This is a genomic window from Bradyrhizobium sp. IAR9 (assembly GCF_013408065.1).
Classification (GTDB): Bacteria; Pseudomonadota; Alphaproteobacteria; order Rhizobiales; family Xanthobacteraceae; genus Bradyrhizobium.
Genome location: NZ_JACBZW010000005.1, coordinates 15,710 through 37,620, shown reverse-complemented (window position 1 = coordinate 37,620; position 21,911 = coordinate 15,710). Strand labels below are relative to the sequence as shown.

The 21,911-nt window shown below is 65.2% G+C and carries 17 protein-coding genes; 3 read left to right on the top strand and 14 right to left on the bottom strand.

Annotated elements, in window-relative coordinates:
• Positions 1–3: 3 nt before the first annotated feature.
• Entirely contained in the window at positions 4–1,590 is a 1,587-nt protein-coding gene (locus GGD67_RS15015) for a B12-binding domain-containing radical SAM protein (protein WP_179733941.1), read from the bottom strand.
• 148 nt (positions 1,591–1,738) lie between these two features.
• Positions 1,739–3,121 (bottom strand): ethanolamine ammonia-lyase subunit EutB, encoded by a 1,383-nt coding sequence (locus GGD67_RS15010; protein WP_179733939.1) that lies wholly within the window; start codon positions 3,119–3,121, stop codon positions 1,739–1,741.
• A 222-nt stretch (positions 3,122–3,343) separates the two neighbouring features.
• On the opposite strand from GGD67_RS15010, the gene GGD67_RS15005 reads away from it, so the two are divergent.
• Positions 3,344–5,083, top strand: a complete 1,740-nt coding sequence (locus GGD67_RS15005) for a methyl-accepting chemotaxis protein (RefSeq protein WP_179733937.1) — start codon at positions 3,344–3,346, stop codon at positions 5,081–5,083.
• Between the two features lie 242 nt (positions 5,084–5,325).
• Here the strand turns inward: GGD67_RS15005 and GGD67_RS15000 are convergent, their stop codons facing one another.
• Positions 5,326–5,751 carry a hypothetical protein gene (locus tag GGD67_RS15000; protein ID WP_246784465.1) on the bottom strand — a complete coding sequence of 142 codons (426 nt, stop codon included), beginning with the start codon at positions 5,749–5,751 and terminating at the stop codon, positions 5,326–5,328.
• A gap of 531 nt (positions 5,752–6,282) precedes the next feature.
• Between GGD67_RS15000 and GGD67_RS14995 the strand changes: the two genes are divergently transcribed.
• Positions 6,283–7,623: an epoxide hydrolase family protein gene (locus GGD67_RS14995; RefSeq protein WP_179733935.1), complete on the top strand. Its 1,341-nt coding sequence runs from the start codon at positions 6,283–6,285 to the stop codon at positions 7,621–7,623.
• A 25-nt stretch (positions 7,624–7,648) separates the two neighbouring features.
• Here GGD67_RS14995 and GGD67_RS14990 read toward each other — a convergent pair whose 3' ends face one another.
• Positions 7,649–8,413 (bottom strand): SDR family NAD(P)-dependent oxidoreductase, encoded by a 765-nt coding sequence (locus GGD67_RS14990; protein WP_179733933.1) that lies wholly within the window; start codon positions 8,411–8,413, stop codon positions 7,649–7,651.
• Between the two features lie 81 nt (positions 8,414–8,494).
• Entirely contained in the window at positions 8,495–9,511 is a 1,017-nt protein-coding gene (locus tag GGD67_RS14985) for a zinc-dependent alcohol dehydrogenase family protein (RefSeq protein ID WP_179733931.1), read from the bottom strand.
• A 221-nt stretch (positions 9,512–9,732) separates the two neighbouring features.
• Here GGD67_RS14985 and GGD67_RS14980 point away from each other — a divergent pair, with 221 nt between their 5' ends.
• Positions 9,733–10,641, top strand: a complete 909-nt coding sequence (locus GGD67_RS14980; RefSeq protein WP_179733929.1) for a LysR family transcriptional regulator — start codon at positions 9,733–9,735, stop codon at positions 10,639–10,641.
• 65 nt (positions 10,642–10,706) lie between these two features.
• Here GGD67_RS14980 and GGD67_RS14975 read toward each other — a convergent pair whose 3' ends face one another.
• The 9 genes from GGD67_RS14975 to GGD67_RS14935 all read right to left on the bottom strand — a co-directional run bounded on the left by GGD67_RS14975 (position 10,707) and on the right by GGD67_RS14935 (position 21,897).
• On the bottom strand, positions 10,707–11,921 hold the full coding sequence (locus GGD67_RS14975; RefSeq protein ID WP_179733927.1) for an acyl-CoA dehydrogenase family protein: 1,215 nt from the start codon (positions 11,919–11,921) through the stop codon (positions 10,707–10,709).
• Between the two features lie 186 nt (positions 11,922–12,107).
• Positions 12,108–13,319 carry an ABC transporter substrate-binding protein gene (locus tag GGD67_RS14970; RefSeq protein ID WP_179733925.1) on the bottom strand — a complete coding sequence of 404 codons (1,212 nt, stop codon included), beginning with the start codon at positions 13,317–13,319 and terminating at the stop codon, positions 12,108–12,110.
• A 116-nt stretch (positions 13,320–13,435) separates the two neighbouring features.
• Positions 13,436–14,011, bottom strand: a complete 576-nt coding sequence (locus GGD67_RS14965; RefSeq protein WP_026201537.1) for an HdeD family acid-resistance protein — start codon at positions 14,009–14,011, stop codon at positions 13,436–13,438.
• A 128-nt stretch (positions 14,012–14,139) separates the two neighbouring features.
• Positions 14,140–15,663, bottom strand: coding sequence for an FAD-dependent oxidoreductase (locus tag GGD67_RS14960; protein ID WP_179733923.1), 1,524 nt, complete (start codon positions 15,661–15,663; stop codon positions 14,140–14,142).
• A gap of 27 nt (positions 15,664–15,690) precedes the next feature.
• A complete protein-coding gene (gene folE, locus GGD67_RS14955) occupies positions 15,691–16,317 on the bottom strand; it encodes a GTP cyclohydrolase I FolE (protein ID WP_018315675.1) in 627 nt (208 codons plus the stop codon).
• A gap of 136 nt (positions 16,318–16,453) precedes the next feature.
• Positions 16,454–17,344 carry an alpha/beta fold hydrolase gene (locus tag GGD67_RS14950; RefSeq protein ID WP_179733921.1) on the bottom strand — a complete coding sequence of 297 codons (891 nt, stop codon included), beginning with the start codon at positions 17,342–17,344 and terminating at the stop codon, positions 16,454–16,456.
• 114 nt (positions 17,345–17,458) lie between these two features.
• Positions 17,459–18,286, bottom strand: a complete 828-nt coding sequence (locus tag GGD67_RS14945; RefSeq protein WP_018315673.1) for a hypothetical protein — start codon at positions 18,284–18,286, stop codon at positions 17,459–17,461.
• A 213-nt stretch (positions 18,287–18,499) separates the two neighbouring features.
• Complete coding sequence (locus GGD67_RS14940) at positions 18,500–19,378, bottom strand: transglutaminase N-terminal domain-containing protein (RefSeq protein ID WP_018315672.1); 879 nt, start codon at positions 19,376–19,378, stop codon at positions 18,500–18,502.
• A complete protein-coding gene (locus GGD67_RS14935; protein ID WP_179733919.1) occupies positions 19,375–21,897 on the bottom strand; it encodes a circularly permuted type 2 ATP-grasp protein in 2,523 nt (840 codons plus the stop codon). Before GGD67_RS14935 ends, GGD67_RS14940 begins: the two co-directional genes overlap by 4 nt.
• Between the last annotated feature and the right edge of the window lie 14 nt (positions 21,898–21,911).

Genomic DNA, 21,911 nt, shown 5'->3' with positions numbered 1-21,911 from the left:
GCATCATTCGGCGGGAACGGCGGCCTCGCGCAGCCGGATCGAATAGTTCGAGGCGTTCTGCCTGCCGCTGGAGGCCGCGCGCGCAAAGGTGATGAGGTGGTGCGCGATCAGGGTGCATCCGATCAGGCCCTCGACGTCGCCGCGCTTGATGCGCCCCAGCGCGAACTTCCAGAACACGCGCTTGTAGTCGCCGAGCACGCCGACCTTCCAGAAGATGTTGCGCAGCATGACGAGGCCACGCCTGATGTTGGCCCAGGTCTTCATCTCGTCCGGGGTCGGCACCTTGAGGCGGTGAACATAAACGTGGTCGCATTGATACTGGAAGCGCGCGTAGACCTTCTCGGGCGCATATGCGACCGCCATGGCGTGCTTCCAGGACGCGACGACGTCATCATAGGGCAGCAGGAAGTCGACGTTGGAATCGCGGCCGTCGTCCTCGATCAGGCGCCCCTCGCGCTCCAGCCGGTCCCACAGCGGCGTCTTCGGCAGCGCCTGAAGCAGGTTGATCGTCAGCAGCGGAATCCGGGACTCCTCGACGAAGCCGAGCAGCGCCTCGGACGTATTCGGCTTGTCGGTGTCGAGCCCCATGATGATGCCGGAGACGACCTCCATGCCGTAGGAGTTGATGGTGCGCACGCCCTCCAGAATCGGGACCATCATGTTGTGGTCCTTCTGCATCGCCTTCAGCGCGTCGGGATCGGGCGTCTCGATGCCGCAGAAGATGGTGATGAAATAGGCCTCGCGCATCTTCTCGAGGATTTCGGGCCGCTTGGCGATGTTGAGCGTCGCCTCGCAGGCGAGCCGCACCACGTAGCCGGTCCGCTTCTGCCATTCGATCAGATGCGGCAGCAGGTCCATCGCCGCCTTGCGATTGCCAATGAAATTGTCGTCGACGAAATAGACCGTGTCGGTCATGCCGCATTCGCGCAGGCGGTCGAGCTCGGCGATGATCTGCTCCGGCGACTTGAGGCGCGGGTTGCGGCCATAGAGACCAGGGATATCGCAGAACTCGCACTGATAGGGACAGCCGCTGGAATACTGGATGCTGCCGAGGAAGTATTTCTTCACGTCGGCAAGCTCGTAGGCCGGGATCGGAAACTCCGTCATCGGCACGCGGTCTTTGGTGGTCAGCACCACCTGGGCCTCGGGACGCGAGGCGTCGCGCGACAGGATCTCGATCAGCTGGTTGGTGGCATCGCCGAGCTCACCGACATGGAGATAGTCGAAGGACGGATAATAGTCGGGACAGGCGCTGACGGAGGGACCGCCGAGCGCGACCGGCAGATTGAATTCATGAGCGCGGCGGCAGATGTCGTTCATCTGCTGGCGCTGGATGTGCATGCCGCTGACGAAGACCGCTTCCGCCCACTCGAACTCTTCCCTGCTCGCGCGACGCAGGTTCTCGTCGACGAATTTGACCTGCCAATCCTGCGGCAGATAGGCCGAGATCAGCAACAACCCCTGCGGCGGCATGAAGGCACGGACACCATCGGTCAGGGGATAGGAATGCTCGAATGTCCCGAACGACGAGGTGTAGCGCGGAAACACACAGAGAATCCGCCGGGACGTTCCGTTACTTTCAGCTCGCATCTAAGCTCCCCCGCCACGACTGATGGTGCGGAAATTGCCAGCCAGACACATAGCGTAACGCTGCCGCCGGAATTTCTCAATATTGTGGCACAAGCATAATTCGGAGAGGGACCAATGGTTTCCTGAAGGCCTTAGGGAGCTTCCAGCCTCAGGCGATCAGCCGCGAGGCAAAATCGGGCAGCAGGCCTGCATCGCCGGCAAGACGGAAATCGGCGCCCGTAATCCCTGCCTGCGCCAGCCAGTCGTCGAATTCCGGCGCGCGGCGCAGACCGAAGAGGTCACGGACATAGAGCGCGTCGTGAAAAGACGTCGACTGGTAGTTCAACATGACGTCGTCGGCGCCGGGCACGCCCATGATGAAGGTGACGCCGGCGGCGGCGAGCAGCGTCAGCAGATTGTCCATGTCGTCCTGGTCCGCCTCGGCATGGTTGGTGTAGCAGATGTCGATCCCGAGCGGCAGGCCGAGCAATTTGCCGCAGAAATGATCCTCCAGTCCGGCCCGGATGATTTCCTTGCCGTCATAGAGATATTCCGGGCCGATGAAGCCGACCACGCTGTTGACCAGCAGCGGCGCAAAGGCGCGGGCGACCGCATAGGCGCGCGCCTCGCAGGTCTGCTGGTCGACGCCGTGATGGGCGCCCGCCGACAGCGCCGAGCCCTGGCCGGTCTCGAAATACATCACGTTCTGCCCGACCGTGCCGCGCCCCTGCGACAACCCGGCCTGCTGCGCCTCCTTCAGAAGCGCAAGGTCGACGCCGAAACTGCGGTTGGCGGCCTCGGTGCCGGCGACCGACTGGAAGACGAGGTCGACCGGCACGCCCTGCCCGATCAGCGCCAGCGTCGTCGTGACATGGGTCAGCACGCAAGCCTGCGTCGGGATCTTCAGCCGCGTGATGATCTCGTCGAGCAGCCGCAGCAATTGCGCGATGACGGCCGGATCGTCGCTCGCGGGATTAATTCCGATGCAGGCATCCCCGGCGCCCAGCAGGATGCCGTCGAGGATCGAGGCGGTGATGCCCCTGGCATCGTCAAAGGGATGGTTGGGCTGCAGCCGCGTGCTCATCCGCCCTTTCAGGCCGATGGTGTTGCGGAAGGCGGTGGTGACCTCGCATTTCCGCGCCGCCAGAATCAGATCCTGATTGCGCATCAGCTTCGACACTGCAGCTGCCATCTCCGGCGTGATGCCGCCCGCCAGCTTGCGCAGGACATCCGGCGTCGCCGCATCCGACAGCAGCCAGTCGCGGAAGCCGCCGACCGTCAGGGACGCCACCGGCGCGAAGGCCTTCGCGTCATGGCTGTCGATGACGAGGCGGGTGACCTCGTCGGCCTCGTAGGGGATGACGGCTTCCTGCAGGAATTGGCCGAGCGGAACGTCGGCGAGCGCCATCCGCGCCGCGATCATCTGCTCGGCGGTATCGGCGGCGATCCCCGCCAGCCGGTCGCCGGAGCGCGGCGGCGTCGCCCTGGCAAGGAGGTCGCGCAGGTCCGCGAAGGTGTGGGTCGTGGCGTCGATGGTATGGCGGTAGACCAAGGGTCGCTCCGGGGTGCGTCGGCCGGTGGCCGACCTGAGACTATCCTGAAACTCTACCTTCGGATCAAGACGCTGAAATAACTTACCTTTCCTACGACCAAGGACGGAGGCAGCCAACGGCCGTGTTAACGCCGCATCCATTTTCGTTCTGCATAGTTTTGCATCAATTCTACACGATCCCGTTCACCGGCCGCTGCAGGCCATTCCGGGCCTCCGAAAACCATGACATCAGACGAATCTGGGAATGCCGCCAAGCTGGCCGGCCGTTTCACGCTTGCCAACAAGCTTTATGCGATCTTCGCGCTGTTCGCGCTGCTGACGGCGGCGATCGCGATGCTGTCCGACTACAACAGCCGCCGCGGCGCCGACCTGACCAGCGCGATCGAGACGGCGAACGCCGCCGCGCTGAACGTCGAGCGCGTCAACTCACTGGTCTATGCGGTCGTGATGGAATCGCGCGGCGTCTACATGTCGACCGAGCCCGCCGTGGTGAAGAAATATGGCGAGGGCCTGCTCAAGTTCAACGCCCAGATCCTCGATGTCGTGAAGCGCTGGGAGACCATCGTCAAAGCCGACGATGCCGAGCAGTTCGCCACCTTCAAGAAGCGCATCGAGCAGTTCGTCGAGTTTCGCAAGGAGCTGGTGCGCCGCGGCGTCGAGATCAATGCGGCGGCCGGCCGCGAATGGGGCGACAACGACGCCAACCGGACCGTGCGTTCGGCGCTGAACAAGGATCTCGAGGCGCTGTCCAAGGTCTATGCCGAGCGCGCCAAGCAGATCGCGCAGCAGACCGAGACCAATCGCGAATTGTCCTTCGTGCTGACCTGCCTCGGCGGCGTGGCGCTGGCCCTGGTCGTGATTGGCATCGTCATCATCGCCCGCTCGGTCGCCCGGCCGCTCGCCGCGATCACCGCGACCATTAAGCAGGTCGCCGACGGGACTGAGGACGTCGTGGTGCCGCACTCCGACCGCGCCGACGAGATCGGCGCGCTGGCGCGCGCGATCCAGGTCTTCCAGGAGGCCATGGGCCGCAACCGCAACCTCGCCTCGCAGGTCTCGCAGGGCGCTGCCGCGCGCGAGGAGCGCGCCCGCCACATCGAACAATCCGTCGAGGAGTTCCGCGGCGCCATCGGCGCCATCATGCGCGGCCTCAGCGACAACGCCTCGGTCATGCGCGAGACCGCGCAGACCATCACGCGCGTCACCGCGGATGCCTCTAGCCGCGCCGGCACGGCGGCCAACGCCACCGAGCAGGCCTCGCACAACGTCACGGCGGTGGCGGGCGCGGCCGAGGAGCTGTCGGCCTCGGTCGTGGAGATCGGCCGCCAGGTGCGGCAGAGCGCCGGCGCGGTCGAGCAGACCGGCCAGCGCACCGAGAAGTCGATCTCCGAGATCGAGAGCCTCGCCGCGGCCACGCAGCGCATCGACGGCGTGCTCAATCTGATTCAGGCGATCGCCGAGCAGACCAATCTGCTGGCGCTCAACGCGACCATCGAGGCCGCCCGCGCAGGCGACGCCGGCCGCGGCTTTGCCGTGGTCGCTCATGAAGTGAAAGCGCTCGCCGGCCAGACCGCCAAGGCCACCGCCGAGATCAGCGAGAACGTCGCGATGATCCAGGCCTCGACCCGCAACGCGGTCGACGCCGTGCGCGAGATCGGCGGCGCGGTACGCGAGATCAACGAGGTCACCTCCGCAATCGCCGGCGCCATCGGCCAGCAGGACGCCGCCACGCGCGAGATCTCGTCCAACGCGCAAAGCGCCGCGCAGGGCAACGAGACGCTGGTCGCCAACATCACCTCGCTGCGAGACGCCATCGGCGAGACCGATACCGCCGCATCCTCGGTGTTGACGGCGGCGGGCAGCCTGACCGAGACCGCAGAGACGCTGTCGCGCGAGGTTGAGACGTTCTTCCAGAACCTGCGCGCGGGGTCGGCGGACGGCCGCATCGCCAAGGCGGGATAACGGCGCGTCCACCGCTGCAGCGCCTTCGGTGGGGCCGCTCCGACAAAAAACTGAAAAACAACCCCATGCACAGTAGCCGGGGGCAGCTGAATCAATGGCTTAGCTGCCTGCGCGAAATCATTCTGATTTTACGAAATAAATTTGACTCGTCGGGCGAGACACCGGCATGATGTCATCATGGCGATGGCGGTCTGCTCGGGATCCTAGTCGCCCCACCCGGGGGCGTCCCGTTCGCCGCGCGCTCAGGCGCGCCGGACGTAACCATTGAAGCTGAGGAAAGCACCTATGGCGCCAGTTATCAGCGCTACCACGACGGTAGCGGCCCGGCCGCTGTAGACGGTCGAACCGATCGCCACCGCGACCTGCGGCAAGACGATACGCATGATGCCGCCGAGGGTCATCAGCCAGCCCATTACCGTGATGATCGAGCGCCAGTCCGCCTGCCATCTATTGTGCAGATTGATGATCGCGAGGCCCGCAAGCAACGACAGCAAGCCGGACAGATAGAACAGGATGCCCGTGTGGAGCGCCTCCACGATCATGCTTTGGTACATGCCGAGGTTGATCAGTATGCCGAGCGCGATCGCGACAAATGTTGGCCCCATCAGCCTGGCGAGAAATAGCGAGCGGTCCATGGTGCGTCTCCGCCGCGCGAGCTGCCCGTCCAAGGGACAATTCGATCATCGGGCAGGCGCGCTATGCGGCAATTCATTGTTGCCGAGTATCGGCTGGCCTGGTGCTCGGTCCAGTGGCGGATGCGGCCTTGCGAGGCCCATCGTACCAGGCGGCGTCTCGTTGCTCGCCGTCCTTGTGTCGACCCGATCGAGCGTCGTGACGAACGCCGCGAGTATTGCGACGATCACCGCAGCAGCGAAAAGGACGACTGAGGTGCGGTGGCTATTCCACTCGTTACTCATGAGGGGCCTCCACAACTAACAGAAACGTAATACGACTGGGATGGTTCCCAGCGCCGCTACCGCCGGGTGCCGCCGTTATCCCGGTCCGCCCTGCCCTTGTGAGCGGACATGGACAGCCATGCTGCACTTGTCTCGCTTCGCTACGCCGAGCGTTCGCGACAGCTCACAGCATTTAACAACGCCTAACGAGCCATTGGCGAGCTTCCAGGCCATGTTGCAGGGACAGACGAAGGACTGTCCTGCCCCGCAGGCACCGATCGCCCGAAGCCAGGAGGCCATCCCATGCCGGTATCATCCAATTCGTCATCCGATTCCGGGATCATCATTAACAGAGATCGGCGCGCGCTTCTGAGCACCGCCGTGCTTGGAATTGCAGCAGCGATTTCCGCGAGCGTGTTTCCCGCGCACCAAGCATCGGCTGCCGGCGCGAGCGCAATTCGCCCCTTCCGGATCGATGTCCCCGAGGCCGATCTCGTCGAGCTTCGACGTCGTGTGCTGGCGACACGATGGCCTGACCGCAAGACGGTTTCCGATCAGTCGCAGGGGATCCCCTTGGCGAAGCTCCAGCCGCTGATGCACTATTGGGGGACGGCGTACGACTGGCGGAAGATCGAAGCCAGGATGAACGGGCTTCCGCAATTCATCACCGCTATCGACGGGATCGACATTCATTTCATTCACGTGCGCTCCAGGCACCCCAATGCGCTCCCTGTCATCATCACCCACGGCTGGCCGGGATCGGTTTTCGAGCAGCTCAAGGTGATCAATCCGCTCACGGATCCAACGGCCCATGGCGGGCGGCCTGAAGACGCGTTCGACGTGGTGATCCCCTCGATGCCTGGCTACGGATTCTCAGGCAAGCCGCTCGATACCGGCTGGGGTCCTGAGCACACCGCGCGCATCTGGGCAGAACTCATGAAGCGACTTGGTTACACCCATTACGTCGCCCAGGGCGGCGACTGGGGTTCGCCCGTCTCCAGCGCGATGGCGCGGCTGGCGCCGGCAGGCCTGCTCGGCATTCACATCAATTTGCCGGCGATCGTGCCGCCCGAAATCGCCGCGATCCTCGCCGCCGGCGGGTCTGCCCCGGCGGGACTGTCCGAGAAGGAACGCACGGCGTTTGACGCATTCAGCGCGGCGGCCAGGATGGGCAACCGATCGTATGCGGTGATGATGGGAACAAGGCCGCAGACGATCGGCTACGGCTTGACGGATTCTCCCGTGGGACTGGCGGCCTGGATGCTCGGTCATCCAGGCTTCTCGCATTGGAATTACGATGGCACCGACCCCGAGAAGTCCCGCGACGAGGTACTGGACGACATCACGCTCTACTGGCTGACAAACAGCGCGGTTTCATCGGCGCGACTTTACTGGGAGTACAGCGGGCGCAGTCCCGCTCTCGCCGCCCCCGAGAAGACCGCGGAGATCTCGCTCCCGGTGGCCATCACCGTCTTTCCCGGCGAGAGCTATCAAGCCCCGGAGACGTGGGCCCGGCGCGCCTATCGCAACCTCACCTACTTCCATGAGGTCGACAAAGGCGGTCATTTTGCGGCCTGGGAGCAGCCCGAGCTTTTTTCCGCGGAGCTACGCGCCGCGTTCAAACCGCTTCGGCCCGCAATCTGACGCACTCGGCGGCTCGACATGTGGATCAACGCATGACGAAGCCGCCGTCCACCGAGATGGACTGGCCAGTCACATAGCTCGCAGCATCGCTGCATAGCCACAGAACCGCATTCGCGATTTCCTCGGGGCGTCCGACCCGCCCCATTGGAATGCTCTTTTCCATGGCCTTGAGCGCATCGCCTTGCCCGTCGGCCACCATCCGGTCCACCATCGGGGTCCATATCAATCCCGGGCAAATGGCATTGACGCGGATACCACGCGTTCCATATTCGAGCGCCGCGCTCTTGGTGAACCCAAGGATACCATGCTTGGCGGCGTGATAGATCCCGCGTTCCGCACCACCGACAAGGCCGCCGAGAGACGAGCAATTGACGATGGCGCCGCTGCCCTGCTTGCGCATCTGCTGCAATTCGAACTTCATGCAGCTCCATACGCCCTGCAGATTGATCCCCATGACACGTTCATAATCCTCGCGAGTGGTGTCGGCTGTCTCCGCGAGCACATTCTGGACGCCGGCGTTGTTGTAGGCGGTATCGAGCCGACCGAAAGTCTCGACCGTCCTTGAGACCATGGCTTCGACCTCGGCATCATCGGCCACATTGCAACGAATGCCGATCGCCTTGTGACCTCGAGCATTGAGTTCGTCGGCGGCAGCGCGCGCCGCATTCTCGTTCCAGTCGGCTAGTGCGACAGACGCCCCCGACTCCGCAAAAGCTTTCGCGGCCGCGAGGCCGAGACCGGAAGCTGCGCCGGTCACCAAGGCGACCTTGCCTTCGAATGAAATGTTCATGTCGATCTCCTTTTGGACTCGTCGGGCTGCCGATCGGAGCCTGCAAAAGCCGCTCCCGACAGACAGCACCCTGCTCCGCGGTCACACCGTCAGCAGCGTCTTGATCGCGCGGCGCTGGTCCATCGCCTTGTAGCCTTCGGCGACCTGATCGATCGGCAGCGTGAGATCGAACACCCTGCCCGGCTGTATGCGTCCATTGAGGACGCGGTCCATGAGATCGGGCAAGAACCGCCGCACCGGGGCAGGACCGCCCATCATGCGCCGCTGGCCGAAGAACAGGGCCTGGCCGTCGAAAGTCACACCATGGGGAACACCGACATAGCCGATGCTGCCGCCGGGACGCGCGCATTCGAGGGCTTGCGACATCGCTTCCTGCGTACCAACGCATTCGAGCACCGAATCGGCGCCGACGCCCCGGGTCAGGTCCTTGACGCGTGCGATGCCTTCTGCGCCGCGCTCGACGACGATATCGGTCGCGCCGAACGCTTTGGCCAGATCCTGCCGCGTCTTGTGGCGGCTCATGGCGATGATGCGCGAGGCGCCCATCTCTTTCGCCGCAAGCACGCCCATGAGGCCGACCGCGCCGTCACCGACCACCGCGACCACGGAGCCCTGCTTCACATTCGCAGCGTCGGCCGCGTACCAGCCGGTTCCGAGCACGTCGGAGGTCGCGAGCAGATGCGGGATGAGATCGCTGCCCGGCACTTCCCTGGTCGCGACGAGCGTGCCATCCGCAAGGGGGACGCGGGCGTAAGGCGCCTGCGCGCCCGACATGAACTCGCGCTTTTCGCACGACGATTGAAAGCCGAACTTGCAATGCGGGCAAGTATTGTCCGACAGGCAGAACGAGCCGACGACGAACTGGCCGGGCCTGACGGTCCGCACCGCACTGCCGATCTCGACGACCACGCCGCAATATTCGTGACCCATATGCGCAGGGCCGTCGTTCGGCTGCAGGCCGCGATATGGCCAGAGATCGGAGCCGCAGATGCACGTCGCCGACAGCTTGATGATGGCGTCGGTCGGGTGGACGATTTTGGGATCGTCGACGGTTTCGTAACGGACATCGCCGGGTCCGTAGAGGATTGTCGCTTTCATTGCTTTCTTCCTTCGAGTCACAAAGCCGGACTCCGCCGACACACAAGCGGCGCATCGCGTCGAGACACCAAGCAACAGCGCGAAGACCGCGATCCACGCGGCTGCGGGGTACGAAGCCCCAGCCCGCGCGTTTACGACAACATCTAGGGTCCCGGGCGGCGGCCGATTAGCCGATATAATTTGCTTGCATTAATCGATACGGGCCATGAATAGTGGCGGCCATGGCGAGCCAGGATTTCAACGATTTGCTGGCTTTCGTGGCCGTCGCCCGCGAGCGCAGCTTCACGAAGGCCGCCGCGAAACTGGGCGTGGTGCAATCGACGCTCAGCCATACGATCAAGCGCCTGGAATCGCAGATGGGGCTGCGGCTGCTCACGCGCACGACCCGAAGCGTCGGCCTGACCGAGGCGGGCGAGCGCCTTCAAAAATCAGTTGCGCCGCGCATCGAAGAGATCGAGCGCGATATCGCCGCGCTGATGTCGCTGCGTGACAAGCCGTCGGGCACGATCCGGATCACGCTCTCGGACCATGCGCTGGACACGGTCGTCTGGCCGAAGCTGTCGCCCGTCTTGGAAAAATACCCCGACCTCAAGGTCGAGTTCAGCCTCGACACCGCCTTCCGCAACATCGTCGAAGACGGTTTCGATGCGGGCATCCGCCTCGGCGAAAGCGTCGAGAAGGACATGATCGCAGTACGCATCGGTCCGGACTGGCGGCTCGTCGCGGTCGCCTCGCCTGCCTATCTGAAGGAGCATCCGAAACCAAGACATCCGCAAGACCTCCTCAAGCACGTCTGCATCAAGCGGCGCGCGGCCGCCGGCGGCCATTACGTGTGGGAGTTCGCCAGGAACGGTCCCGACCTGCGGGTACGCGTCGAGGGACAACTGACCTTCAACGATTCCCGGGCGATGATCGACGCCGCCATCAAAGGTTTCGGCATCGCCTATGTCCCCGAGGACATGGTGACACGGCACGTCCGTTCCGGTGAGCTCGTCATCGTGCTCGACGACTGGTCGCCGAAATTCGACGGCTACTATATCTATTATCCGACCTCGCGGCAGAACTCGGCTGCATTCAAGGTGATCGTCGACGCACTTCGCCATCACGAAGCGCGAGGAAGACGCGGCTAGTTTGCCGCGCCGCCGCACTTGAAAATAGCGCTAAGCCGCACATCAACGAATCAAGCGCTGGTGCTCTATCCCATCACCCCGCCGCGCTTGATCAGCTCCTTGCCGACAGCGGCCAGATGCACCTGGTCCGGGCCGTCGCCGATGCGGATGAAGCGGGCGTAGACATAGGCACGCGCCAGGAACGTATCCTGCGAGACGCCGGCGGCGCCGTGGATCTGGATGGCGCGGTCGATGACGCGGGCGGCCATGCTGGGCACCACGATCTTGGCCGCGGCGATCAGGTCGCGCGCGGCCTTGTTGCCTTCGCGGTCCATCTTGTCGGCAGCTTGCAGCGTCAGGAGCCGCGCCTGCGCGATCTCGCAGAACGAGTTTGCGATGTCCTCCCGCACCGAGCCCTGCTCGGCGATCGGCCTGCCGAAGGCCACGCGGGAGACTGATCGCTGGCACATCAATTCGAGCGCACGCTGGGCGCAGCCGATCAGCCGCATGCAATGGTGGATGCGGCCGGGGCCGAGCCGCCCCTGCGCGATCTCGAAGCCGCGGCCCTCGCCGAGCAGGATGTTCTCCACGGGCACGCGGACGTTCTCGTAGACGATCTCGGGATGACCGCTAGGGGCGTCGTCATAGCCATAGGTGAGCATATCGCGGACGATGCGCACGCCCGGCGTGTTCCTGGGCACCAGGATCATGGATTGCTGGCGGTGGCGGTCGGGATCGTCGGGCGCGGTCTTGCCCATCACGATCAGGATCTCGCAATCCTCGTTCATCGCACCCGATGTGAACCATTTGCGGCCGTTGATGACGTAGTCATCCCCGTCGCGCTTGATGGCGCACTGGATGTTGGTGGCGTCGCTGGAGGCGACCTGCGGCTCGGTCATCGAGAAGCCCGAGCGGATGCGCCCCTCCAGCAGCGGCTTCAGCCAGCGCTCCTGCTGTGCAGGCGTGCCGTAATTCGCGAGCACCTCCATGTTGCCGACATCGGGCGCCGAGCAGTTGAAGATTTCGGGCGCCCAGAGGATGCGGCCCATGATCTCCTTCACCGGAGCATAGTCGAGATTGGAGAGGCCGGGGCCGTGCTCGCCGGAGAGAAACAGGTTCCAGAGCCCCTGCTCCCGCGCCAGCCGCTTCAGCTCCTGCAGCACGGCCGGCGTCTTGTAGCGCGCGGCCTCCGGCTTGACCTGCTCGTAATAGAGCTCCTCGACCGGCTCGACATGTGTCCGCATGAACTGCCGGATGCGGTCCTGCAGCTCCAGCGAACGGGTGGAGTGTTGGAAGTTCATTTTCAATCCTCCGCTCGCCGACGCTCGCGTCGGTCCCGTAGGGTGGGCAAAGCATCCGCCGTAGCTCGAAGAGCGAAGGCGGAAGCCTGCCCACGTTCCTGTTTCCGTATTGAGCAGGTCGTGGGCACGGCGCAAGTGCGCCTTTGCCCACCCTACGATTCCGAGATCGCGGAGAGAGCCCTGCCCTCACGTCCCCTTCAAGAGTTCGCTCGCGACCACCCAGTCGTTGCCGTCGAACTGCAGCATATAGCCATCCTTGATCGGGCGGAAATCCTGCGGGGTGGTGTTCAGCGTGATGCCGGGCATCAGCAGCGACAGCGGCACGCTCTTCAGGTTCGCCGCCTGCGCCATGATGTTCTCGCGCGTCAGATTGTCCTTGCACTGCTTCAGCAGCACCACCAGCGCCTCGGCGACGGTGTAGCCGTAGAGGCCGGCGACGTTGTTGACGTCGGCATTGGGCAGGCGCTTCTTCATGAAATCGATATAGGCCGTCATCGCCGGGTCGTTCTTCGGCGCTTCGACGAACGGCTTGAGCGCGCCGAGCGAGAGCACGCCTTTGCCGGCCTCGAGTCCGGCCGGCACCATCACCGTCGCCTTGTTGGCGCAGCCGCTAGCGAGGAAGCGCGTCGGCTGCCAGCCGACCTCGTGGGCCTTGCGGATCGCCTGCGCGCAGGCGCGCGGCGTCACCGAATAGATCATGAAGACGTCGGCCTTGGTATTCGCCAGGGTCAGCACCTGGGAATGGACGGTGGGGTCGGCGACCTCGAAGCTCGAGGCCATCGCGATCGCCTTGTCGGCGTCAGCGCCGAGCGCCTCCTTGACGCCGCGCAAGTATTCCTTGCCGGCATCGTCGTTCTGATAGAGCACGGCGAAGCGCGCATTCGGGTTCTTGGCGCGGGCATAGGCGACGTCGATCGCAGCCTCGCTGGTGTAGTTCGGCGCCCAGGGCAGCGCCATCGACCAGGGCATGTTGGCCGGATCGTTCCACTTCGAGGCCGAGCTGATCAGGAACAGCTGCGGTACCTTGTTGCTGTTGAGATATTTTGCGATCGCCGAGCTTGGCGCCGTGCCCATGGTGGCGAAGATGAAGGCGACGCCGTCACCTTCGACCAGCCGCCGCGCCGCCTCCATGGTCTTGGGCGGCGAGAACGCGTCGTCCAGCGAGATCAAATTGAGCTTGCGGCCGGCAACCCCGCCCTTCTCGTTGACCTCGTCGAAATAGGCCGCGATGACCCTGCCCGTGATGCTGAGGGGCGAAGCCGGCCCGCTATAGGGCATGGTGTTGCCGATCTTGATCTCGGTGTCGCTGACGCCGGGACCGTAGGATTTTTGCGCGGAGACGGATGTGGACAGGCAGGCGGCAGCGAGCGCTGCGGCCAGGGCCAAGGCGGCTTTCATGGTTTCTCCCCAGTGCTCATCGTCCGCGCGAGGCGGCCGCGCGGCGTGCTGCTTTTTGCCAGCGCGTCAGATCAGCGGAGTTCCGCAAGATGGTCTTGCGTCGAGTTGCTGATGGCTTAGCCGCGCCGCTTCAGGCTGAAGCCCAGGCTGATCCAGCCTGCTCCCGCCATGATCAGATCGATGCCGAGGAACAGACCGAGGATGTAGACGCTGTTCACCGGCCAGCGTGCGACGATCAGCAGGCCAAGCAGCAGCGTGATGACGGCCGACAGCGCCACCCAGACCCACGGGCTCTCGCGCTTCATGCTGAAGGCGAGAAACAGCCTGACGGCGCCCGAGGCGATCAGCGAGGCGCCGAGAAACAACGTCAGCAGGACCGCCGCGAACAGCGGATTCTCGAAGGTCAGGAAGCCCGCGATCACGTAGAGCACGCCGAGCAAGGCCCAGATCAGGAACTTGCCCCAGCTCTTCATCTGGAACGCGCCGATGATCTCGGTGACGCCCGCGACGATCATCATGGCGCCGACCACGATGACGCTCGCCACCGTCGCCATCACCATGCTGCCGAGTGCAATGAACCCGGCGATGAGATAGACGACGCCGAGCGCGACGATCCAGCCCCATTTGGCATGCAGCGCCGCGATGCCGGAGCCGAGACTTGGGTGATGTGACGTGTCCGAAGCACTGGTCATGACGGCCACTCCTGCTTGCGTAGCCCGGGGGCACGCGCCAGAATAGCACGCACTGTGCCGGGACGACAGCCAGCAGAGCACCCGTACCGGCAGTAACATTGACGCAAATCAAGATCGACTGCGGCGCATCAGCCGCGGGACCGCTCCATCTCGAGCTCGGCCTTGAGGTTGTCGAGATCGCGGTAGATCGACGCAACGGCCAGCACGCGGCCGTCCTTGCGGTACGTCAACAGGCAGTCCTTGCCTCCGATGCTGCCGTCGATCGCGATCTCGTCAAAGCTCTCGGCGTGGCCGACATAGTTGATCGGCACGTCATAGTGTTGCGACCAGAAGAACGGCACCGCGTCGAAGCGCTCGCGCTTGCCGAGCATGTTGCGCGCCGCGGTCTGGCCCTGGCGTTCGGCAACGACCCAATGTTCGACGCGGATGGTTTGCCGGGAATGCGGATCGGGCCAGCGCGCGATGTCGCCGGCCGCGAAAATGCCGGCGACACTGGTTTCGAGATATTCGCTCACGCTGACACCGCGATCCGCCGCAAGGCCGGCATGCTCGGCCAGCGCAAGGCGCGGCTTGACGCCGATGCCGACCACGACGAGGTCGGCTTCGATGACAGCTCCGCTCTTTAGCGTGGCGCGGGTGCCGTCGAGCTTTTCGACCGTGTCCTTGAGGTGAAAGATCACGCCGTTCTCTTCATGGAGCGACCGGACGAAGTCGCCCATCTCCGAGCCGAGCACCTTCTGCATCGGCCGCTCTTCCGGCGCGACGACGTGCACCTCGATCTTGCGCGCCCGCAGGGACGCCGCGACTTCGAGGCCGATGAAACTGGCGCCGATGACCAGAGCGCGCCTGGCACTCCCCGCTGCCTTGATGATGGCGCGGCTGTCGGCGACGGAGCGCAAGGTGTGGACATGCGGCTGGTCGGCGCCCGGGATCTGCAGTTTGACCGGCTCGGCGCCGGTCGCGAGCAGCAGCCGGTCGAAGGGCAGCTTGTCGCCATTGCCGAGCGTAACGTTGCGCGTCTTCGCATCGATGGCGGAGACGCCGGTGTTGAGCCTGAGATCGATGCCCGCGTCCTGATAATAGTCCTCGCCCCGCAGCGGCAGCCAATCCTCCGGTGCGCTGCCCGCGAGATAATCCTTGGAGAGGTTGGGCCGGTCGACCGGCATCGCGTCGTCATCGCTGAGCATGGTGATGGCGCCGGCAAAGCCCTCGCGCCGGAGCGTCTCGGCGGCCGCGAAGCCGGCTGCACCGCCGCCGACGATGACGAATTTCTCGGGCGTCGGCGCGTTGCGATGAGCGATCGACGGCTTCGGCGCCTCGCGCTTGCGCCGAACGATGACGTTGTCCCGATCGCGCGCGACGTCCCACACCGCCAGCGCGTTCAGCGCCGGCGCGCGGGTGGCTTCGCCGGTGCGCAAGGAGAAGCAGGCATGATGCCAGGGACAGCGGATGGTGTCGCCCACCACCAGGCCCTCGGCGAGCGGCCCGTGGTAATGGCTGCAGGCCGGCTCGATCGAAAAAATCTCGCTGCCGGCCTGCACCAGCAGGATGTCTTCCTCGCCGACATGACCGAGCAGTTTGCCATCCCTGAACGCGGTCAGCGACACGCCCTTGCTCAGGTCGGGTCCGCTCGGCTTGTTGTTCTCGGTCATGGCGCCGTCTCCTTGAGCAGCCGCGGGTCAATCGTCCGAATTGGCGAGCCCCAACAGTTCCTGGCGCGTCAGCGCATTGTCGCGGAACACGCCCAGCATGCGGCTGGTGACGAGATCGGTCCCGGGCTTGTGCGCGCCGCGCGTGGTCATGCAGTGATGCGTCGCCTTGATGATGACGCCGACGCCTTCAGGCTTGAGCACGTCGTTGATGGTATTGGCGATCTGCGCGGTCATCTTCTCCTGGATCTGGAGGCGCTTGGCGTAGATGTCCACCACGCGCGCAAGCTTGCTGATGCCGACGACACGGCCCTGCGGGATATAGGCGACCCAGGCGCGGCCGACGATCGGCGCCATGTGGTGCTCGCAATGGCTCTCGAAGCGAACGCCGCGCAGGACGATCATCTCGTCATAGCCTTCGATCTCCTCGAAGGTCTTTTGCAGGATTTCCGTCGGGTCCTGCGCATAGCCGGAAAAATACTCCTCAAAGGCACGTGCGACCCGGTCCGGCGTCTCACGCAGACCATCGCGCGCGGGATCGTCGCCGGCCCAGCGGATCATGGTGCGGATCGCCTGCTCGACCTCGAGCCTGTCAGGCCGTTCGACCGGCGCCTGCGCCACCGCGACACGTTCCAGCTTGCGCACTTGTGACTTCATCGAGATCCTCCCCTGCAACGAGCCGCATATAGAAGCGGCTCCTCAGCTTGGACGGCTGCAATCGCAAAAGGTTCCCAGGATCAGGAAAAATCGGAGGGACGGCAGACAAGCCAGCCGGCCGGACGAGAAACGAGCTTTATGAGGCCGCTTTCCGGACCTCGACCACCGCCTGCGCCCATTCGGCCGGCCGCTCCTGCGGCAGATTATGGCCGGCATCGGTGAAGACGCGCCGCTCGAATGGACGCTCGAACTTGCTGGCGTGATGCGCGGTGCCGGGATTGACGCCGTCGCTGTCGCCGTCGATCGCAATCGTCGGGACGCGGATCGGCGGCTGGTCTGCGAGCTTCGCCTCGATCGCGGCATAAGCAGGATCGCCCGCGACCAGCGCGTAGCGGTGGCGGTAGGAGTGGATCACGACGTCGACGAAGTCAGGATTGTCGAACGACACCGCGCTCTGCTCGAACGTCGTGTCGTCGAACGCCCATTTCGGCGACCACATCGCCCAGAGCTGGCGGGCAAAGCCACGCCGGTTGCGCTCCAGGGCGCGGCGGCCGCGCTCGTTGTGAAAGAGATATTGATACCAGAGCGCGGCTTCCTCCGGCGGCGAGGCCGGCTCCATGGAACGGGCGATGTTCTGGATGTTGTAGGAATTGCCGGAGACAAGGGCGATCACGCGCTCCGGATAGAGCGCCGAGACCACGCAGGCCGCGCGCCCGCCCCAGTCATAGCCGCCGACGACGGCACGCTCGATATGAAGCGCGTTCATGAAGGCCAGAAGATCGGCACCGAGCGCCGCCTGCTCGCCGGAGCGCGGCGTGTCCGGGGAGCGAAACCGCGTCGGCCCGTAGCCGCGCAGCCAGGGCACCAGCACCCGCGCGCCGGCCTCGGCAATGATCGGCGCGGTCTCGGCATAGGCGTTCACGTCGTAGGGAAAGCCGTGGCCCAGGATGCAGGGCCAGCCGTCAGGTGCGCCGTATTCGCGATAGGCGATGTCGAGGACGTCCGTGGTGATCGTTTTTTGTTGCATGGTTGTTTCACGGCGTTGGGGATTTCGTAGCCCGGATGGAGCGCAGCGCAATCCGGGAACGCCAGCATGCGCGAATGCAGGATGTCGCTGCGCTCCATCCGGGCTACAACAGGTCTACCGCTGCGGCCCGGACAGCGAGATGTCGCGCTCGGCGCGGAAGACGTTGCTGTAGAGATTGGCGATCCATTGCCGGCCGATCTCGGTCTTGTTGAGGTAACCGATCTCGGTCTGGATGTGCGGTGCGACGCTGTTCCAATAGAATTGTGGATAGCGGTTCACGATGTCGGCCGGTGAATCGTAGCCGAGCTGGCGATTGATGCCGACCTCCTCGAATTCGTAGTAGAGCGCGTTGGCCTTGCGCAGATAATTGGGATCGCCGAGCTGGCCGATGAAATCGGCGGCGCGCAGGATCGAGGCATCGACGTCATACTCATGGCCTTCCTGGGCCGGAAAGCGCGTTCCCTCGATAGCGCGGGCGATGCGTTCAGGATCGAGACCGGGAATGTGCTGCAGCCGCCGCAAGACATAGAGCTTCGAGCGGTCGACATGATACATCATCAAGCTGGCGTCCGACGCACCGCGCGGCAACGAGATCTTGGTGTCGGCGGCATCGATGACGAAGCCGTCGATGTCATCCTCCTCAAACAGGCCGCGAACATAGCCGATATCGTGGGCGAGGCAGGCGATCAGGACATGGACGTAGTCCTCGGCCGTCAGGTGAGTATGGAGATTTCGGCCACTGAGGATCGAATGGCCCGCCAGCGTCACCAGCATCGTATGTTCGATATTGTGGTAAAGTGCATCGCTGTTACCGATGCATTCCATCGCGGTGCGGGTTGCGCTCTCGACCATGCTTGCAGCGGTCTCGCCGTACCGACGCCGCATAAACGTACCCAGCAGCTTCTCCAGGGATTCAGCCGCCAGTCTCGGCAACGTCATCATGGATGCAGCCCCGCGTGCCGGTGGTGTCCCATGTCAGCTCCCGAAGTCTCGTTCTTGTCCTCGACGCAACGACCCAGCATAGACCATCTTGGGCCGAGTGACCAAACCCCGGGAACGCGATTACGGAAATATGTTACCGTTGTGCTATGCAAGATCGCGGTTGCGGTGAAGGCGCGGCACGCCCGCGTGGCGAGCCCGGCCGACGAGGCGCGTTTATTCCACCATCACCACGTCCACGGCGACGCCGAGCTTCTGCTTGGGTGAGCCGACGATGATGCCGTCGACCGGCGAGACGTCGGAAAAGTCGCGTCCGACCGCAAGCACGATATGGTCGTTGGCAATCAAGAGATCGTTGGTCGGGTCGAAATCGACCCAGCCAAGCTCCGCCCCGCACCACAGCGACACCCAGGCATGGGTGGCATCGGCGCCTTGCAGGCGGGCCTGCCCCGGCGGCGGAATGGTGCGCAAGTAGCCGCTGACATAGGCCGCCGGCAGACCGAGCCCGCGCAGCCCTGCGATCATCACATGGGCAAAATCCTGGCAGACGCCGTGTCGCTTGTCGAAGACCTCGTTCAGCGGCGTCGAGATCACCGTCGCCTTGGGGTCGTAGCGAAACTCGGTGCGAATGCGATGCATGAGATCGACCGCACCCTCGAGGATGCCCGCGCCCGGCGCAAAGCTCATCCCCGCATAGGCGCTGACCGGACGCAGCACCGGCACCAGCGGGCTGGCGAAGACATAACCGACCGGCGAGGATGGCCCGAGGCTGGTCGCCTCGAAGGCGATGTCGCGGATGCTCTCCCAGCTCGGACTGTCGGCATCGCGCGCCGGCGGCTTACGTGACACGGAGACACGCGAGCGCGAGTCGATCCGCAAATTGCGATGCGCCGCTTCGATCACGATGCTTTCGGTCAGCGTGCCAAAGAAGTCGCGCCGGACGTTGCGCTCGGCGGGGCGCGGGCGGATCTCGACCTTGTGCGAGATCAGCTCCTGGCCGCCACCGCTCCTCGGCTCCAGACGCAGCGTGCAGCGGGCGAAGCTGACCGGATTCTCATACTCGTAGGTGGTGACGTGACGGATGTCGTAGATCACGCCAGCCCCGTCAGCTTTTCCGGCCGGGCGGCATTGGGGCCGTGCGGGAAGTAGTGCTGACCGATCGCATCGGCGAGGCTGAGCAGGTCCTGCTCCAGCGCGAACAGTGTCTTGACCTCGAGCTTCTCGGCCTCCGCGGTCGCCAGCATCGCCTGCATCGCCACCGCAAGGCGCTGCGGCTTCTCGATCAGGCCGTGCTCCTTCAGGCTGGGCAGCGCGCCGATGTGCTCGTTCAGCGTCGTCACCTGGAACGCCACCGAACGCGGATTGTAGCCGTCGAGCACGGCAAGGTCGCGCACCGGCGCCAGGATCGGCGCCAGCAGATAGCGCGAGCGATAGGTGATCTGGCAATCCACCAGCGTCAGCAGGATGTCGAGATCCTCGTCGCCGGCCTCGTCATAGGCGAACTGGCGGGTGAAGCGCGTGGTGTTGATGGCACGCTCGGTGCGGCGGCCGATGTCGAGAAAGCGCCAGCCGGCGGCGCGGTTCATGTTCTCCTGCGCCAACCCTGCGAGGCTGGCGAGCTCCTGCAAGGTTAGCTCGGCCGCGCTCAGCACGCTGTCGTCGCCCTCGACCTGGTAGGCCAGGCGCTCGGCCATCTCGGTGATGACCTGCCAGGCATCGGGCGACAGCCGCTCGCGCAAGGAGGTCGCCGTGCGCTGCGCCGCGCGCACCAGCGACAGCGCCGAGCCGAAACGTTCCGCGCTCTGCAACGCTTCGGCGGTGATCCGCCCGGGCGCAGCGCGCGAAGTCTGCGAGATCGCGCCCCAGGCCACCAGCAGGCGCTGGATGCGTTCGCCCGACTGCAGCGAGGCCGCGGTGCCCTTGTTGGGCCCGCTCGGCGAGCCAAGCGCGCGCACCAGCCGCAGCGTCGCCTCGGCGCGTTCGAGATAGCGGCCGAGCCAGAACAGATTGTCGGCGGCGCGGCTCGGCAGCACGCCGGCGATGCGGCGGATGCGGACCTTGTCGGTCGCCGGCAGCAGCGTCGCGGTCGAGACCTGCTTGTCGGAGACCACCCAGACGTCGGCGGCGCGCGCACCGTCGCCCATCGACACCGCGCGCGCATCCGGCTGCTCGGCGATCCGGCAGAAACCGCCGGGCATGATGGCCCAGCCGTCGGGCGTGGCGGCTGCGAACACGCGCAGCACGAAGGGACGCGGCGTGATCTGGCCCTGCTCCCACACCGGCATGGTCGACAGCCGCACCACCTCCTGGCCGACATAATCCATGCCGCGCGCGGCGATGGCGTCGATCAGGCGCTGGCGGTCGCTCGCATCCAGCTCGCTCGCGAGCACCGGCCCCGCGCTGTCGAAACCGGGCACGCCGCGCCGATAGGCACCTTCGATCGCGACCTCGTCGAGCCGCGCCAGCACCTCCTCGCGCGCGCTGCGCTGGCCGCACCACCAGGTCGCGATGTGCGGCATCTTCAGCTCTTCGCCGAGCAGGCGGCGGCTCAGCGCTGGCAGGAAGCCGAGCAGCGCCCGCGCCTCCAGCACGCCCGAGCCCGGCATGTTGGCGACGACGACGCCGTCCTTGCGCAGCACGTCGATCAGGCCGGGCACACCGAGATGCGAGGAGGCATCGAGCTCGAGCGGATCGAGCGAGTTGGAATCGACCCGGCGGAGCAGCACGTCGAGCCGCTTCAGCCCGGCCACCGTGCGGATGTGGATGCGGTTGTCGCTGACGGCGAGATCGTCGCCCTCGACCAGCAGGAAGCCGAGATAGCGCGCCAGCGTCGCATGCTCGAAATAGGTCTCGCTGAAGCTGCCGGGGGTGAGCACGCCGATACGCGGCTCGTCGCGATCGGCCCGCGCGCGCAGGCTGTCGCGGAACGCCTCGAAGAATGGCGCGACGCGCGGCACGTTCATCGACTTGTAGAGGTCGGAGAAGGCGCGCGAGAGCACGAGGCGATTCTCCAGCGCGTAGCCCGCGCCCGACGGCGCCTGGGTGCGGTCGCCGAGCACCCACCAGCGGCCGTCGGGGCCGCGGCCGACATCGGCAGCATAGATCGAAAGGTAGCGCCCGCCCGGCGGCGGCACGCCGCAGACGGGACGCAGATATTCGGGACTACCGGCGATCGCGGCCGCCGGCAGCGCGCCTTCCGCAACGAGGCGGCCTTCGCCATAGATGTCGCGCAGCACCAGCTCGAGCAGCTCGGCGCGCTGGGTGATGCCGGCGCAAAGCTGCTGCCAGTCGGCCTCGTCGATCAGGAGCGGCAGATGGCTGATCGACCACGGCCGGTCGGCGCTGTCGCCGGGCGCACGGTAGGTGACGCCGGCCTCGCGCAGATGGCGGTCGGCCATGCCGAAGCGACGCTCGATCTCGTCGGGCGCGAGCGCGCCGAAGGCATCGAAGAATCGGCTCCAGACCGCGCGCGGGGCGCCGTCGGGCCCCAGGAACTCGTCGGGAATCCCGGGCAGGCGGCGATAGTCGCGGACCCATTGGGCAAGGCGACGCTGGCCTTCACGCTGGCCTTGCGCCTTACCCGCCTTGTCCTGCTCGGCTGCGCCCTCGCTCATGCGCCTCTCCCTGC

Bases quoted from the DNA above. Each gene is read 5' to 3' on its own strand.
- GGD67_RS14985 (WP_179733931.1), bottom strand. From the start codon at position 9,511: ATGAAAGCGACAATCCTCTACGGACCCGGCGATGTCCGTTACGAAACC.
- GGD67_RS14970 (WP_179733925.1), bottom strand. From the start codon at position 13,319: ATGAAAGCCGCCTTGGCCCTGGCCGCAGCGCTCGCTGCCGCCTGCCTG.
- GGD67_RS14935 (WP_179733919.1), bottom strand. From the start codon at position 21,897: ATGAGCGAGGGCGCAGCCGAGCAGGACAAGGCGGGTAAGGCGCAAGGC.
- folE (WP_018315675.1), bottom strand. From the start codon at position 16,317: ATGAAGTCACAAGTGCGCAAGCTGGAACGTGTCGCGGTGGCGCAGGCG.
- GGD67_RS15005 (WP_179733937.1), top strand. From the start codon at position 3,344: ATGACATCAGACGAATCTGGGAATGCCGCCAAGCTGGCCGGCCGTTTC.
- GGD67_RS14945 (WP_018315673.1), bottom strand. From the start codon at position 18,286: ATGATGACGTTGCCGAGACTGGCGGCTGAATCCCTGGAGAAGCTGCTG.
- GGD67_RS14960 (WP_179733923.1), bottom strand. From the start codon at position 15,663: ATGACCGAGAACAACAAGCCGAGCGGACCCGACCTGAGCAAGGGCGTG.
- GGD67_RS14995 (WP_179733935.1), top strand. From the start codon at position 6,283: ATGCCGGTATCATCCAATTCGTCATCCGATTCCGGGATCATCATTAAC.
- GGD67_RS14975 (WP_179733927.1), bottom strand. From the start codon at position 11,921: ATGAACTTCCAACACTCCACCCGTTCGCTGGAGCTGCAGGACCGCATC.
- GGD67_RS14980 (WP_179733929.1), top strand. From the start codon at position 9,733: ATGGCGAGCCAGGATTTCAACGATTTGCTGGCTTTCGTGGCCGTCGCC.
- GGD67_RS14990 (WP_179733933.1), bottom strand. From the start codon at position 8,413: ATGAACATTTCATTCGAAGGCAAGGTCGCCTTGGTGACCGGCGCAGCT.
- GGD67_RS15015 (WP_179733941.1), bottom strand. From the start codon at position 1,590: ATGCGAGCTGAAAGTAACGGAACGTCCCGGCGGATTCTCTGTGTGTTT.
- GGD67_RS14965 (WP_026201537.1), bottom strand. From the start codon at position 14,011: ATGACCAGTGCTTCGGACACGTCACATCACCCAAGTCTCGGCTCCGGC.
- GGD67_RS14950 (WP_179733921.1), bottom strand. From the start codon at position 17,344: ATGCAACAAAAAACGATCACCACGGACGTCCTCGACATCGCCTATCGC.